We start from the raw sequence: 14482 nt of genomic DNA, 5'->3' as shown, positions 1-14482 counted from the left end.
GTGGAACGCGAGCGCAGGCAAGCGGTGAAGCTCTCCCGTCGATGCGATCGGGTTTGTCATCGGGAGGCGTCCTCGCGCACGAGCGCGGCATCGATTGCCGGCGACAGACAGAAGCGCAGCACGCCACCTTCGCCGGTGCGCACGCGACGATAGGGCGCGAGCGATTCGGGGCAGCGGTCGAGGCGCGCGAACGCCAGCATCAAGACATCGGACGCCGCGGCGTCGGCCGGGAGATCGCCGGCTTCGATCGCGCGCCGCACTGCGGCGGCCTGGAGCGCGCGATGGCGACGCGGCAGTTCGGTGGGGCCGAAACCGGTGAGCAGCCGACGCCCGAGCTCGAGCGAGAATAGGTTCTTGAACCAGAGGTTGCCGTACAGGCTCGCGATCGGATCGCGGGACCACAGCGCGCCGATGCGGTGGTAGTAGACGCCGAACGGCTTGCTCGAGCTGCCGAGCACCACGGCCACGGCGGGCACGTCGAGATCGAGGTCGAGCGGGCGATCGACGCAGCCGACGTAGGTGAGATCGACGACGACGCGCAGCTCGGGCAGTGACTCGCTGACCCACCGCAACAGCGCACCGAGGCCGCTCCACACGTTGCCGTCGACGGCCGACGGCGCGGACACGAAGAAGACATCACCGTCGACGACGCTGGCGCGCAGGCTGTCGCGCAGCGCGTCGTCGCCGTGTGGGTGAACGACGGTCGCCATGCCGACGGCCGCCGCGACATGGGCGTAGCCCTCGTACTCGCCGTCGAGCACGTGGATCTTCGGCGCGTGCACAGGTCGCATCGCGCCGAGCTGTCCCGTCGCGAGCGCGGCCATCACCGCGAAGATGCCCTCGCTCGCGCCCGCGGTGGGAACCACGTGGCCTGGCCCGCTCGGCATGCGCACGCCACCGGTCGTCACGAACGATTGCCAAGCGGCGAGGAAGGGCTCGTGCATCGCGTCCTGCCCGCGCTCGTAGTTGCGCTCGTACATCGCGTGCGGGCGCTCGGCCCACAGCGCGTCGACGACGGCGCGCGTCTCCGGCAGGTAGAGGCTGTAGACCGTCTTGGTGACGAGCACGGGGGGCATCGTAGCGCACATGCCGACGCGACCCTGCGACTTGCGCGAACTCGATCGGGCCCGGTCGGACGATCGAGCGGCTCGTCGACCAGCTTCAGTGCCACGCGAGCGATGGGAGCATCGCGAGGAACCCGAGCGCGCTGACGACGACGACGCCCATGAATCCGCCGAACAGTGCGCCCGCTTCGGAGGTCGCCACCAGCACGCCGCGCGCCGAGCTCGGCGGCGATGGGCAGCTCCTGCCGCGCACCGCCGCGCGCGTCGAGGCGCCACGCTGCTGTTGCACCCGCGGGTCGGCGGATGACGAGGGTTGGCCTGCGCCTCGGACGTCCGCGCGTGCCGCTGGTCGGCGATACTTGTCGCGGGGGGCGACAAAAGTGTCGCGGCGCTTCGCGCCGAGCCGACGAGAATCGCTTGATCGAGACAGTGGCACGCGCATTGCTCCTGGCCGCGCCATGGTTGGACATCGGTGGGTTGGTTGGTGCGTGGTGTTGGCGGTCGGTTGTGGCAGCAAGCCGCCGGGCGGCGCTGACAGTGGTGAGAGCAGCGGCGAGCCCGAGACGGGCTCGAGCGAGGGCTCGAGCGAGAGCGGCACGACGGGCCCGCAAGCCGCGTGCGAGGTCGTCGAGGTGCCCGATGCCGCGCTTGCGGCCGCACTGCGCATCGAGCTCGAGCTCGACGCGGATGCGCCGATCCCCGGCGATCTTTTGGCCGCGAAAGACCTGCTGTTCATGCCCGGGGCCGGCATTGCCGATCTGAGCGGGCTCGAGTGCGCGACCGGGCTCGAGCAGCTGTTCGTGTCCGACAACCAGATCGTCGACATCTCTGTGCTCGCCGGTCTGCCCGCGCTGCAGAACGTCGCGCTCGACGGCAATCTCATCGCGGACATCTCGCCGTTTGCGGGGCATGCCCAGCTGCACACGCTCGGGGTCTCGCGCAATCAGATCGCATCGACGGCCGCGCTGAGCGACCTGCCACAGCTCGCGAATCTCGACCTCTCCGACAACCCGCTGACCGTCGTCGAAGGTCTCGACGATGTGCCCGCGCTGGTCTCGTTCCGCTTCCAGCGCACCGGCGTCACCGAGCTCGGCTTCCTCGCGAAACTGGCTAGCGTCGACAACGTGTGGGGCGACGGTGCAGCCGTCACGTCGCTGGCCACGCTGCCCGACCTTCCCGCGCTCACGCATCTCTCGCTCTCCGACAATGCGATTGCCGACGCGACGACGGCCGCGAGCCTGCCGTTGCTCGAGTACCTCGATCTCGCCGGTAATCAACTCGCCGATGTCGAAGGGCTCGCGCAGGCCGAGCTGCCGGCGCTGACCGGGCTCTCGCTCGATCGCAACCCGCTGGTCGGTCTCGACAGCGTCGCTGCGATCGCGACGCTCGAGCGCCTCTCGATCAACGATGTCGGTGTCGTCGATCTCGCGCCGCTCGCCGCATTCGAGCCGGCGCTCGGGTGGCTGGCGGCGCGCGGCAACGGCATCGTCGACATCGCGCCCGTCGCGGACGTGCACGCGCTCGATCTCGCCGACAACGCGATCGTCGACATCTCGGCGCTCGCCGGTGCGACGGATGTGCAGGCGCTCGACCTGTCGAACAATGCGATCACAGACTTCGCGGCCCTGCTCGACGTGGCATTCGCGTCCTGCGCGATCGTCACGCTCACGGGTAACCCCGGCGACCCCGCGACGGTGACCTCGTCCATGTGCACCGATGCGGTGGTCGTCACCGGCGTGTGCATGCCCGAGGCATGCGACCCGTGTCCTGGTGACGACGACTGCGGCTAGCACGTTGCTCGGGTCACGGCGCGCAGCGATCGATCCTTCAGGGCGATGCCCGCGGATGCCCGCGGGCGATCGCGCGCGAGTCGAGCAGCATCGGGCGATAGCGGGTCGTCGTCCACCTTCAGTGCCACGCGAGCGATGGGAGCATCGCGAGGAACCCGAGCGCGCTGACGACGACGACGGCCATGAATCCGACCAGTGCCGGCACCATCGGTGCGCCGCGTCGTTTGGCCACCACAGCCACGCTGCCGACCGCGCCGATGACCACGAGCGGTAGCAGCGAAAACAGCACGGCGCGCGCGGGCGCCTCGTCACGCTGTCCGCCGACGAGCGCGATCGTGCCGTCGTCGTCGACACGCATGCGGAAGCCGTAGCGGCCTCCGGGCACCGGCGGCAGCTCGCTCCACCCGGTGCCGTCGAATCGGGCGATGCGTTCGCCGTATCCGCCGAACAGTGCGCCCGCTTCGGAGGTCGCCACCAGCATGCCGCGCGCCGAGCCGGGCGGCGGTGGCAGCTCCTGCCAAGCGCCGCCGCGCGCGTCGAGGCGCCACGCCGCCGTTGTACCTGCGCGCTGGCCGATGACGAGAACCTCACCACTCGACAGGCGCGCCATCGTGTCGATCGACACGCAGTCGCTCGGCAACGTCGGTGCCGGCCGGTGCTCGGGCTCGATCGAGATCTGGCACGGCGCCGCATCGAACGGCACCCCGAGCGCCTGGTGCTCCGTCAGCGGCAGCCACAGCCGCATCGGCCGTCGAGGATCGCGGGGATCGGCGAGGCCGCGCGGCTCGGGGAACACGGCCTCGCGCTCGACGGGCACCCACGATGTTGCACCCGGGTGCAGCCCTTCGTCGGCGAGGTCGCGCTCGACCGTGGTCATCAGCAGGGGTCGCAGCAGGCTGAACCCCAGGGCGCCGACGACGAGCACGCCGGCCGCCACGCCGCAGAGCACCGCAACCAAGGCTCGCACGCGAGTGTTCGACCGTGGCGAGCGGGGTTCGATCACTGTGGGGCCATTGTAGGTCGGACCGCATGCGTCGACGCGCTGCTCGATCCCGCCCAGTCAGTCCCGCGCGCAGGCGACCCTGGCCGGCCAGTGCCGCGAGGGTGCCGACACCACACGAGTCGGGCGAGGGCTGGTAGACGCGATACATGCTTCGTGCGCGACCGTTCCACCTCGGCCTCTTGCTCGCGATCGCTTGTGCGCCGAAGACCACGATCCCGATCGGCACCCACCCCCACCCGGCCAGCTCGCCCGCCGCCGCGTCGCGCACGCTGCTCGTGCTGCTCCCCGGCCGCGGTGATCTCGGCGAGGACTATGCCCGCCACGCCTTCGTCGCGCGCGCCCACGCCGAAGCCGGCGTCGACGTCATCACCGTCGACGCGCACTTCGGCTACTACGCCGATCGCACGCTCCGCGAGCGCCTCCACGAAGACGTGCTCGCGCCCTCGCGTGGCCGCTACGAGCACATCTGGTTGCTCGGCATCTCCATGGGCGGCATCGGTGCGCTGCTCACCGCCGAGAAGTACCCCGACGACGTCGATGGCCTCCTCCTCATCGCGCCCTACCTCGGGCGTCGCCGCACCATCGAGGCGGTCATGCGCGCCGGTGGCCTTGCGAAATGGCAGCCGCCGGCCGATCTCGCGTGGGACGAGCGGCTGTGGGCCTGGATGAAGTCCACCGACACACCCATCTACCTCGCGTACGGCACCGAGGACTTCGGTGCACGGGCCCACGTGGTGCTCGCCGCCGCGCTGCCGAAGGACCGCGTGCTCACGGCCCCCGGTGAGCACGCCTGGACCACATGGACGCCGCTGTTCGATCGACTGCTCGACGAGGTCGACGAGCTCACGCCGCCCGAATGACGGGTCGTCGGGGCCGGCGAGGTAACGGCGGCGTAACGGCGCGAGGGGATGTGCGCCCGCGCCAGATCGAATCGCCGGGCGCTGCGTCCACGCGCACGATGGTTCGCCCCCGACGAAATTCTCGCGCCGTGCACCTCATCGCCCTTGGCCTCGTGGCGGCCACGACCGCGGTCTTCAGCCACCGCGACCGCACGCCCGAAGACCCGGAGCTCGTGAGCCTCGTCGCGACCGCGGATCGCGAGGCCGTCGTCGCCGGCCACGCCACGACCACGGTGGTGCGACTCGAGGTCGCCGCGGCGACGCGGACCGATGATGGCGAGCTCGGCGTCAACCTCGGACTCCTGCTCGACACGTCGGGATCGATGGCCGGGGAGCCGATCGAGCAGGCTCGCGCGGCGGTGCACGCCTTGGTGGACGAGCTGCGGCCGCAGGATCGCCTGACCGTCGTCACCTTCGATTCGCGCGCGCAGCTCGTCCAGGCCTCCGCGACGATCGACGACGTCGATCTTCGGTCGCTGCACGCACGCATCGACGAGATCCGGGCGGAGGGCACCACCGACCTCGCGGCGGGCCTGGGCACACTGCTGGCCCAGCTGAACGCGAGTCCGACCGTCGGCGACCTCGACCGCATCGTGATCGTCGGGGATGGCGTGCCCAATGACGCTCGCCCGATCGCGGGGCAGGTCGAGGCTGCGCGGCAGGCCGGCTATGCGATCACGACCCTCGGCGTGGGCCTCGACTACGACGAGGTGCTGCTCGGCGAGATGGCGCGGAACTCCGGCGGTCGATTCCACCACTTGGAGTGCGGCGCGGATCTGGCCGGCAGCTTCGCCGCCGAATTGTTCGGCGCCCAGCGCCAGATCGCAGCCAACGTGTCACTGCAGCTGTCGACCGGGCCCGGCGTGACGATCGAGCGGGTCGTCGGCCACGGCGCGACGATGAGCGGCGTGCACCAGCACGCCGTGGTGCTCGGCGAACTCGCCGAGGGCGAGTCGCAGGAGCTGTTCGTCGAGCTCGCGGTCGACGCGGCCGAGCACGGCACCACGCTGGAGCTGCTCGACGCGGTGGTTACCTACGACGACCGCGTCGGCGGTGCCGGCCGGCTCGAGCGCCGCGCGTTCTCGTCGATGCCGGTCAGCGCGGACCTCGCTGTACTCGCGCTCCGCGATGCGGACGTCGAGCGTGGCGTGGTGGCGGCCCGCGCCGCCGCGGCGACGATCGATGCGATCGCGATGGCGCAGCGCGGGGACCTCGACGGTGCAGATTCTCTGCTGCATGCGAACGAGCAGGAGCTGAGTCGAAGCGTGGCGGGCAAGGGTGGCGAGGACATGCACGAGGGCGCGCTCGTCCGGCAGCGCGACGAGCTGATTCGGCTGCGCGGCGAGGTCCGTAACGTTGCCGCGCCCAAGGCCGCGTCGCCCGAGCCGAGCGCCGGATACCGCCGCGTCGCCAAGGAGGCGAACGCAACGGCGGTGGAGTTGCTGCAGGCGCACCGATGAGCCCGTGCTCGACCGCCCCTTCGGGCCGACCCATCGCTCGACGCGTGCGATGTGCTCGATCAGCTACACTGCGGGGGCCGAAGGAGCCGCGCGACGATGCCTTGGATCATGGTCGACATCGAGGCCGATGGCCCGATCCCCGGCGACTACTCGATGATCGTCATGGGTGCCGTCGTGGTCGAGCCCGGGCTCGGTCGCAGCTTCCGCGGTGAGCTGCGGCCGATCTCGGAGCGATGGATCCCCGAGGCGTTGGCGGTCTCGGGCTTCAGCAGGGCGCAGACCCTCGGGTTCGACGACGCCGCCGCCACGATGCAGGCGTTCGTGGCGTGGTTGTCGGGCCTGGGCGGCGACGCGCCGCGTTTCGTGTCGGACAACAACGGCTTCGACTGGCAATTCGTGAACTGGTACCTGCACCACTTCGTGGGTCGCAACCCGTTCGGCCACAGCTCGACGAATCTCGGCTCGCTGTACAAGGGCCTCGTGAAGGACATGCGGCAGAACTTCAAGCACCTGCGTCGCACCGCGCACACCCATGATCCGGTCGACGACGCGCGCGGCAACGCCGAGGCGATGCTGGCGCTTTCGGGCATGGGCCTGCGGATTCGCTTCTGATCGATCGCGTGCGACCCAGCTCGCCGCGCCGCGCGAGGATGTGAGCAAACGCGAGCGAGGCCGCTGCCACACTTCGGCCCGCGGCGGCATCCCACCTGCGCAGCCCGATGACGCGCACCCCAACACCGCTCGACCCGACGCTGGCGTTCGCGGCCGAGCTCCCGTTCCTGCGGGGGCTCGCGCGACGCTTGGCGCACGGCTCGGCCGATGCCGAGCCCGACGACCTCGTGCACGACGCCTGGCTCGACGTGATGCACGCCGAGCCGGAGGTCCGCAGCCACTGGCGGGGATTCCTGGCCAAGGTGCTGCGTCATCGCGCGGCGATGAATGCCCGCGCGGCGACCCGACGGGAGCGAAGGGAGCAGCTGGCCGCGTCGACCGCGAGCGCGCCGCAGGTCTCGATCGAGTCGGCGGTCCACCTCTCGGGGGTCCTGCGCGCGCTCGCCGATGCGCTCGACGAGCTCGGGCCCGACGATCGGGCACTGCTCGAGGGTCGCTTCGTCGAGGGGCTGGCGATCGACGTGCTGGCCGAGCGCCACGCTTCGACCGCGGTCGCGGTGCGCAGTCGCGTGCATCGCATCCTCGCGCGGCTGCGTGCGGCGCTCGACGAGCGCCACGGCGGACGCGAGCGCTGGGCGTTGGCGTTGATGCCCGCGGTCGGGCTGACGAGGCCGGCGTTGCCGGCGATGGGGGTGACGACGATGGTGAGCGCAAAGGTGATGACCGCAGGTGCGGTGGCGGTGGCGGCGATCTCGACCGCATGGTGGCTGCAAGCCCGCACGCCGACGGCGGCCGCGGTGGCGTCGGTTCCGATCACCGCGAGTGCACCCGTCGCACCACTGCCGCCGTCGGCGACCCCGTCGGTGTCGTCGCCGTCATCGCCGAAGCACGACGCGCAGCGCAGCACGTGGTCCCGCAAACGCGACGAGATCCATGCCCGACGCCTCGCCCGTGCCGCCGCTGCGCCGACCGTCGAAGCGCCTGCGCCCACGCCCGAGCCCGATACCGCGGTGCCGGTCGAGGCCGTGAGCGCCGGTGACGTTCCGGCGCCGTTGCGGCCGCTGTTCGGCTCGCTGGTCGAGCAGCTGCAAGAGGCCTTCAAGGACTGCGTCGAGCTGCTGCCGGCGGGCGCCAAGGGCCGCATCTCGATGAAGGCCGCGGTCATCAGCGACCCCGACGTCGGCGCGGTCGTCGAGAACGTCGATGTCGTCGAGGACTCGGTCGGCGCCAAGGTCATGCAGGAGTGCGTGCGCGAGTCGATCTATGCCTTCGACCTCGCCAACCCCGCCGAGTCGTTGACCCGCACGTTCGACTTCACCGTCGATCTCGACGAGCGCACCATGAGCGCTGGCACGGACGTCACACTCGAGCAGCTCGAGCAGATGATCGCCGACGACCCGAAGCTGCTCGAGGAGCACCCCGAGATCGCCGAGGCGCTCGCGCAAGCTCGCGCGCAGGAGGCCGCTGCGGCCGCCACCGGCGCGCCGCCGCCCACGTAGGCCGCCGGCGCACGCGCGGCGGGCGTTCATCCCCGCGCCGTTGACCGGCCGCCCGTGGCCATCGCAGCATGCGGCCATGCGCTTGGTCCCTGCACTCGTGGTCGCGCTCACCCTCGGAGGTTGCACCGGTCGGCTCGTCGGAGACGATGCGCCCGCGGTCGGTGGCGAGGGTGGTGCCGACGGCAGCGATGACGGGCAGGGCGACGGCGCCGAGGCCAGCGACGGTGCCGATGACAGCGAGGGCCTCGACAGCAGCGGCGCGGCGCCGGTGGTCGTGCACCACGTGACGTTGCAAGATGGCTTCGAGGTGCCCGCGACGGGGGTCGATCTCGCGACCGGAGAGGTCATCGAGCTGTCGCCGAGCACCAGCCAGGGGCGCGAGCACGGGAGCTTCGATCTCGGCGTGGTGATCGCGTACGAGCTCTCGCTCGGCTCGCTGCGTGGCGAGGACGATGCGCCGACCATGCTGTGCCAGCGAGGCGCCTTCGACAGCGTCACTGATGTGCCCGCCGACGAGGAAGGCTGCGAGTGGACCCAGCGGATCTACTTCGGCGGCAACACCGGCGACGAAGCGTTCCTCGACGCGTTGATCGGCACCGCGATCCTCGCCCGCGACGAACAGGACGGTGCGCGCTACCGCCTGTGGATCGTCGACGGCAGCGTGGATGGCAACACCTTCACGCTCAGCTTCGACCTCGCCGGCTTCGAGTGACATGGGCGCTCGCTCGAGCGACGAGTCCTGCGGTCAGGGCCGAGCTAGTGCAGTTGCCGCATCGCCGTAGGTCGTGGGACGGACATGCGCGGCTCGCCGGGGATCCGCGAGGGAAACTCGCTCGGGCGGGGGGAGGGCAGGGGCACGGGTGGGGACGGGCACGGCAACGGCATGGCCGTGGACGTCGCGATGCGGTCGGTCGAACGGTGAAGCGCGGTGACGACCGCGTTGACGCTGGCCAGGCCGAGAGGCACGCTGACGGTGTCTTGGTGAGCGCACGGCGAAGAAGCGGAACGAGGCCGCGCCTGCGTGTTGCGGCTGCCGGGCTGGCTGCGCTGATCGACCTCGCAGGGTGCCGCGAACGTCTGGGGACGAGCGGGCCTGGGACGCGCGCGAGCGCGGAGCAGGAGCGGAGCGAACCCGCGGGCTCGGTGACCCGCGACGCCGGGATGACGGTTCCACCACTCGAGCGCGACCGGTTCGGGCCCCTACCATGCGGCCCCGATGCCGAAGCATGCACGCCCGCGCAGCGAGCGATCATCGAAGGATTCGCGCGCGCGGCCGTGGCCGACGATTGTGATGCCGACGATCGCTCGATCCTGAGCGCTTGGCTCGAGGACCTGCCGATCGACCCACGTTCGAGCTGCAAGACCGCGTCGACGGCAGGTGGCTCCGTGGTTCGCCTCGAGCTCGCCGGCAGCATGCTGGGCTACGTCCAGGACATCGTCGCGCGCCGGTCGACGGTGCCATTCACGGAGCGCGAACTCCGACAACTACGGGGCGAGTGCAGTGGCGATGGCGTTCCCGTCGACACCTCGTGCTCTCGCACCGACGAACGCCTGCGCGTGCATGCCGTGCCCCCCGAATTGGTCGATTCGGTCGTGGTCGTGGTCGTCGAGCTCGAGTTTCTGGGCGGTGCGGCGGGCGTGGCCGTTCCACCGCGGTGACGCCCCTACGCCTGCATGTCGACCTGGATCGGCGCGATCATCGACGGAGCCCCGCCCGCGGAGCTGAGGGCTGCCGCTGCGCGCCATCGGATCGTGCTCGACGTCGAGGACCAGCCCCGGCTACTGGTGCAGGCGGAGGTTCGACTCGGCGCCCTGGGCCTGCCGCCGTTCGCCAAGGCCATCTCGGAGGAGCTCGGGTGCACCGTCCTCGCGTTCGCCGTGCAGACCGCCGCCAGCGTCGAGGAGATCGAGCAGTGGGAGTCGGGAAGGCTGGTGCGCAAGCTGCAGTACGCCGCGGATCAGGGCGGCTGGATCACGCGAGAAGGGGAACCTCAGCCCTGGGAGTCGACGTACTTCTTCGCGGACGAGGAGGGCACCGAGGAAGGCAAGTCCTGGCCCGGCAACCTCGGCGACGAGATCACCGACGAGGACCTCGCGCGCTACGACCGTGCCCGCGCCGCGAGAGATGCATCGGGCATCATGGACCTGCTCTCGGGCGGCTCGGCGGGGTCCATCGATCGGCTCTGTCGCGACTTCGGCGTGGACCCACGACGACCGGGCGGGATCTATCGGCCGCCGACGAACTGGAAGCCCCGCATCGTCATCGCTGCCATCGTGCTCGCCTTGGTCGGCGCGTTCATCCTGGGGGTCGTGATCAAGCCGTAGGCGAGACGCCAGCGGCCACGACTCGACGGCAGGACGCCCGCCCCGACGGCGCATCGCAGCGATGTCCGTGAGAGCCTCGCGGAGTCACGTCGCTACTGCGCTTCGGCGACCGGCACCAAGATCACCGCCGACATCGGCGCGACCGTGACGTCGAGGCTGCCGTCGCTGGCGACCACGAAGCGTTCGCCGTCCTTGGCCAACACGTCGACCAGCTCGGTGCCCGCGGGTGCGGCGACCGTCATCGCGCGATCGGGCGTGCGGGTGGTGCTCGCCTGGCCGTGGTGGCTGTTGAACACGACCACCGCGTAGGATCCACCGCCGTCGCCGCCCAGCCGCTCGAACGCAAAGATGCCGGCATCGGGCTCGTCGCCCACGGCGGTGGTCGACCACAGCACCTGCATGCCACCGCGACGCAGCGACTTGTAGCGCCCGCGGAGCTGCGCCAGACGTTGCACCCACGTGAACGTCGGGTTGGTGATGTCGAAGCCGGTGTCCCACAGACGCTCGCGGTTGGCGGGGTCATTGCCGCCGTCGAAGCCTTGCTCGGTGCCGTAGTACACGCATGGGATCCCCGGCGCCGTGAAGGTGAACGCGATCGCGTTGTGCAGCAGCGCCTGCGCGACCTCGGGGTCCTGGTCGCGGACGTTGTAGAGGAAGCGCGGGACGTCGTGGTTGTCGAGGAAGTTGATCGGCATGTCCCGCGGCGCGACGCCGATGCCGTCCTCGTTCGGCGTGTCGCCCCAGTTGGTCTGTCGCGCGGTCCACAGCGCCTCGATGCGATCGGTCGACTGCGCCTGCTGGAACACGTCGCGGATGGCCTGGAAGTGCTGCGAGAAGTAGAACACGCTGTCGAGCTGGTCGCCGCGCAACGGCACGCCATCGGGCACGCACGCGGCCTCGGCCGCGAGCTGGTCCTCGTCGCTGGGGTCGGGTGCCGCCGGCTTGCCGAGGAAGCCGGCGAGGTCGGCCGGCCCGAGCACGTCGTGGCGCGTGAAGCTGCCCAGCAGGTCGTCGCGCCCGTCGAAGACCTCGCCGAACATGAGGAAGTCGTGCTTTCCCTTTGCGGCCAGTCGCGCGCGCAGGCGCTGGGTGAAGAAACGCCAGAACTCGTACTCGACGTGCTTGACCGTGTCGATGCGGAAGCCGTCGATGTCGGTCTGCTCGACCCAGGTCGCGAACACGTCGACCATCATCTGCTTCACGTCGCAGCGGCTGGTGTCGATGTCCTTCAGGCCGCCGGGGAAGTCGCCGTGCAGCAGCTGGTCGGGGTCGTCGAAGTCGAAGGTGCGACCCTTGCGGTTGTAGGCCGCGGGATCCTGCAGCAGCACCGGTGAGGGCGGCAGGTGCCCAGTCGCGGGGTCGTACTGGAAGACGATCGGCGCTGGTCCGGCCTCACCCAGCGAGGTGAACGCCTGCACGCCGCGCGGGTCGAAGTCGGGGTCGTACTCCGTGTAGTGCCGCGTGGGGTTGTTGCCCGAGCCGTTGCCCTGGAAGTTGATGTCGGGCACGCCGTTCAGGTTGAGGTCGTAATAGAAGGCCTGGCCGACGTGGTTGGTGACGATGTCGACCACGATCTTCATGTCGCGCGCGTGGGCGTCGTCGACCAATGCGCGTAGCTCGGTGATGTCGCCGAAGTGCGGGTTCAGGGCTGCGAGGTCCTGCGCCCAGTAGCCGTGGTAGCCGTCGACGTTCGCGTCGGTCTCGACGTTGCGGATGATCGGCGAGATCCACAGCGTCGTGACGCCGAGCTGCTCGAGGTAGTCGAGGTTGTCCCGCAGGCCGCGCCAGTCGCCGCCCTGGTAGCGCGCGAGGTCGTCGAAGCGGACCCCGTAGTCGTTGCTGACGTCGCCGTTGGCGAAACGATCGACCAGCACCTGATAGATGATCTCGTCGCGCCAGTCGTCGACGTGGCTGGCCAGCGTGATCGGCTGCTCGACGTCGCCGAAGTCCATGCAACCGGTCGAGGCGGCCGCGAGCGCGAAGAGGAGGGCGTGGCGCGTCATGGCTAGTCCCGGAAGTAGCTGGTCGAGCCGAACCACCACTCGGCGCCGAGCCCGATGAAGTGGTCGACCTTGCGGATCGCGTAGATGTCGTCGGCGGGGTAGAGCCGGCGCGCGCCGGCGTCGCGCAGCGTCAGCAGATAGATCACGCGGATGTGCGGGCGAGCATAGTTGCCGCGCCCGGCCGGCGTGAGGAACGGGACCAGGCCGATGCGTCCCATCTGGCCCAGCTGCGGCGCGAGGCCGCCGCCGGGCTTGGGCACCAGCACGCCGCGACGCTGGGCTTGGTACGAACCCTCGAGCGACAGGCCGGCGATCTTGCCGAACCACACCGTCGGGCGTGCGAGCACGATGCCCTCGTCGACGTCGTCGACGTCGAGGCCCGGGCTCGCGTTGCGGAACGATCGGAAGTACGAGCCCAGCAACACGCCGAACGGGCCGACCTCGTAGTTGCCCGACAGCGCGATCACCATCTCTCGCGCGCCCTTGCTGGTGCGCGCGGGTGACAGTCGCGAGGGCGCGTTCAGCTCGCCGTAGGCCGCGAGCCCGCCGGCGTAGCGGAACACCAGGTTCAGGTGGGTGCTGCGCTGGCCGGTGAAGAGGCCCAGCTGCGCGCCCACGAGGTAGCCGATGTCGTCGGGCAGGCTCTCGTACTGCTGGGTCTCGCGCTCGCGCTGGGCCTTGGGCGTGTAGTGGACCTCGCCGTAGACCACGGGCTTGATGCCGCCGCCGTGCGTGCCGACGCCGAAGATGTGGCTGAGCTTGATGCTCGAGATCGACTTCTGCCGGTCGGCGATGCGGACGTTCTGCGCACCGACCTGGCCGAGCGGGCGCGGGCGCGACACGTCCTGACCAAAGAACGCGTTGTCGGGCTGGTTCACGCCGGTGTGCAGCTTGAGCACGAGGTTGGGGATGAACTCGTAGCTGAGCCCGCCGCCCAGTGTGTTGAGATTGTCGAGCGGCCAGAAGTTGAGCACGTAGATGTCGTCGCCGCGGTACATCCGCGAGCCCGCCCACACCTTGAGGTGCTTCAGGCCCAGGCCCGACTCCTCGATATAGAGGTTGCGCATCGCGAGCTTGGCCGCGAACACCCCGTTGTAGTGGAACATCGGGTTGGCGACCGCCGCGGTCGCGACGATGCGCGTGTAGCTGTCGGTCTGCTCCCAGTAGTCCTCGCGACGCAGCTCGAGCTCGGCGTAGTTCGACTCGTCGAGGCGCGAACCGAACGCGACGATGTCGCCGTCGCGACCCGCCCGCCCGCGGTGATCGCCGCCCGCGATGACTCGACCGTACGAGCCGAAGTGGAAGCCCTCGGCGTAGTCGGGCGTGCGGTTGTCCTTCGAGTCGCCCGCGCTCGCGCCATGATCGTCCTTGGGCGACGCCGGTAGGGCGGCGGACTTCGTGTCGGTGGATCGGGGTGCGGGCTCGATCGGCTTCGTCGCGCGCTTGGCCTCGGCCTCGCGCAGCGCGGCGAGCTCGCGCTCGAGCGCTTCGACCCTTCGCTCGAGCTCGGCGTCGTGCCCATCGGCGTCGCCTGAATCTGCGCGCGGCGGGTCGACCGGCCCGGACGGCTCGGAGGTTTCCGGCTCCGCAGCACCCGGTTCGGCGGCTCGGGCGTGACTCACCTGGGAGGCGAGGGCAGCCGCGGCCGCGAGCGGTCGGGCGAGCCTCAGGAGCCGGGATGATCGGGGAAGGCGACGCACGGGTTTGTCGTGCGCACTCTACCCGAAAAGCCCGGACGGCCGATGGGGGCCCGCGATCGGCCGCTGCAACGCGGTTGGCGGCCTGCCAACCGCGCCGGAGCCGACGGGTGACGGCAACACGGTTGGC

Annotated in this window: 12 protein-coding genes; 8 read left to right on the top strand and 4 right to left on the bottom strand. The window is 70.4% G+C overall.

The features are described from left to right. Positions 1-56 precede the first annotated feature (56 nt). Entirely contained in the window at positions 57-1067 is a 1011-nt protein-coding gene (locus IPH07_21345) for a hypothetical protein (protein MBK6919957.1), read from the bottom strand. A 455-nt stretch (positions 1068-1522) separates the two neighbouring features. On the opposite strand from IPH07_21345, the gene IPH07_21340 reads away from it, so the two are divergent. After that, positions 1523-2854 (top strand): leucine-rich repeat domain-containing protein, encoded by a 1332-nt coding sequence (locus IPH07_21340; protein MBK6919956.1) that lies wholly within the window; start codon positions 1523-1525, stop codon positions 2852-2854. Positions 2855-2972: 118 nt separating this feature from the next. On the opposite strand, the gene IPH07_21335 is transcribed toward IPH07_21340, so the two are convergent. Then, on the bottom strand, positions 2973-3821 hold the full coding sequence (locus IPH07_21335) for a hypothetical protein (GenBank protein MBK6919955.1): 849 nt from the start codon (positions 3819-3821) through the stop codon (positions 2973-2975). A gap of 182 nt (positions 3822-4003) precedes the next feature. On the opposite strand from IPH07_21335, the gene IPH07_21330 reads away from it, so the two are divergent. The 7 genes from IPH07_21330 to IPH07_21300 all read left to right on the top strand — a co-directional run bounded on the left by IPH07_21330 (position 4004) and on the right by IPH07_21300 (position 10652). After that, positions 4004-4717 (top strand): alpha/beta hydrolase, encoded by a 714-nt coding sequence (locus IPH07_21330; GenBank protein ID MBK6919954.1) that lies wholly within the window; start codon positions 4004-4006, stop codon positions 4715-4717. A 128-nt stretch (positions 4718-4845) separates the two neighbouring features. Continuing rightward, a complete protein-coding gene (locus tag IPH07_21325; GenBank protein ID MBK6919953.1) occupies positions 4846-6216 on the top strand; it encodes a VWA domain-containing protein in 1371 nt (456 codons plus the stop codon). Between the two features lie 96 nt (positions 6217-6312). Continuing rightward, positions 6313-6828: an exonuclease gene (locus IPH07_21320; protein ID MBK6919952.1), complete on the top strand. Its 516-nt coding sequence runs from the start codon at positions 6313-6315 to the stop codon at positions 6826-6828. 107 nt (positions 6829-6935) lie between these two features. Next, positions 6936-8327, top strand: a complete 1392-nt coding sequence (locus IPH07_21315) for a sigma-70 family RNA polymerase sigma factor (GenBank protein ID MBK6919951.1) — start codon at positions 6936-6938, stop codon at positions 8325-8327. Between the two features lie 76 nt (positions 8328-8403). Beyond that, positions 8404-9039: a hypothetical protein gene (locus IPH07_21310; GenBank protein MBK6919950.1), complete on the top strand. Its 636-nt coding sequence runs from the start codon at positions 8404-8406 to the stop codon at positions 9037-9039. Between the two features lie 206 nt (positions 9040-9245). Further along, positions 9246-9986 (top strand): hypothetical protein, encoded by a 741-nt coding sequence (locus IPH07_21305; protein MBK6919949.1) that lies wholly within the window; start codon positions 9246-9248, stop codon positions 9984-9986. A gap of 15 nt (positions 9987-10001) precedes the next feature. Beyond that, positions 10002-10652: a hypothetical protein gene (locus IPH07_21300; protein ID MBK6919948.1), complete on the top strand. Its 651-nt coding sequence runs from the start codon at positions 10002-10004 to the stop codon at positions 10650-10652. A 92-nt stretch (positions 10653-10744) separates the two neighbouring features. Here IPH07_21300 and IPH07_21295 read toward each other — a convergent pair whose 3' ends face one another. Both IPH07_21295 and IPH07_21290 read right to left on the bottom strand, forming a co-directional pair. After that, a complete protein-coding gene (locus tag IPH07_21295; GenBank protein MBK6919947.1) occupies positions 10745-12655 on the bottom strand; it encodes an alpha-amylase in 1911 nt (636 codons plus the stop codon). A 2-nt stretch (positions 12656-12657) separates the two neighbouring features. Next, positions 12658-14277 (bottom strand): carbohydrate porin, encoded by a 1620-nt coding sequence (locus IPH07_21290; protein ID MBK6919946.1) that lies wholly within the window; start codon positions 14275-14277, stop codon positions 12658-12660. Positions 14278-14482: the final 205 nt, after the last annotated feature.

This window comes from Deltaproteobacteria bacterium, from assembly GCA_016709225.1.
Taxonomy (GTDB): domain Bacteria; phylum Myxococcota_A; class Polyangia; order Nannocystales; family Nannocystaceae; genus Xiheibacterium; species Xiheibacterium phototrophicum.
The sequence above is the reverse complement of the archived record's forward strand: the minus strand, read 5'-3'. Positions and strand labels throughout refer to the sequence as shown.

Coding starts and splice junctions, on each gene's coding strand:
- IPH07_21340 (MBK6919956.1), top strand. CDS start 1,523: ATGGTTGGACATCGGTGGGTTGGTTGGTGCGTGGTGTTGGCGGTCGGT.
- IPH07_21330 (MBK6919954.1), top strand. CDS start 4,004: ATGCTTCGTGCGCGACCGTTCCACCTCGGCCTCTTGCTCGCGATCGCT.
- IPH07_21320 (MBK6919952.1), top strand. CDS start 6,313: ATGCCTTGGATCATGGTCGACATCGAGGCCGATGGCCCGATCCCCGGC.
- IPH07_21315 (MBK6919951.1), top strand. CDS start 6,936: ATGACGCGCACCCCAACACCGCTCGACCCGACGCTGGCGTTCGCGGCC.
- IPH07_21310 (MBK6919950.1), top strand. CDS start 8,404: ATGCGCTTGGTCCCTGCACTCGTGGTCGCGCTCACCCTCGGAGGTTGC.
- IPH07_21300 (MBK6919948.1), top strand. CDS start 10,002: ATGTCGACCTGGATCGGCGCGATCATCGACGGAGCCCCGCCCGCGGAG.
- IPH07_21295 (MBK6919947.1), bottom strand. CDS start 12,655: ATGACGCGCCACGCCCTCCTCTTCGCGCTCGCGGCCGCCTCGACCGGT.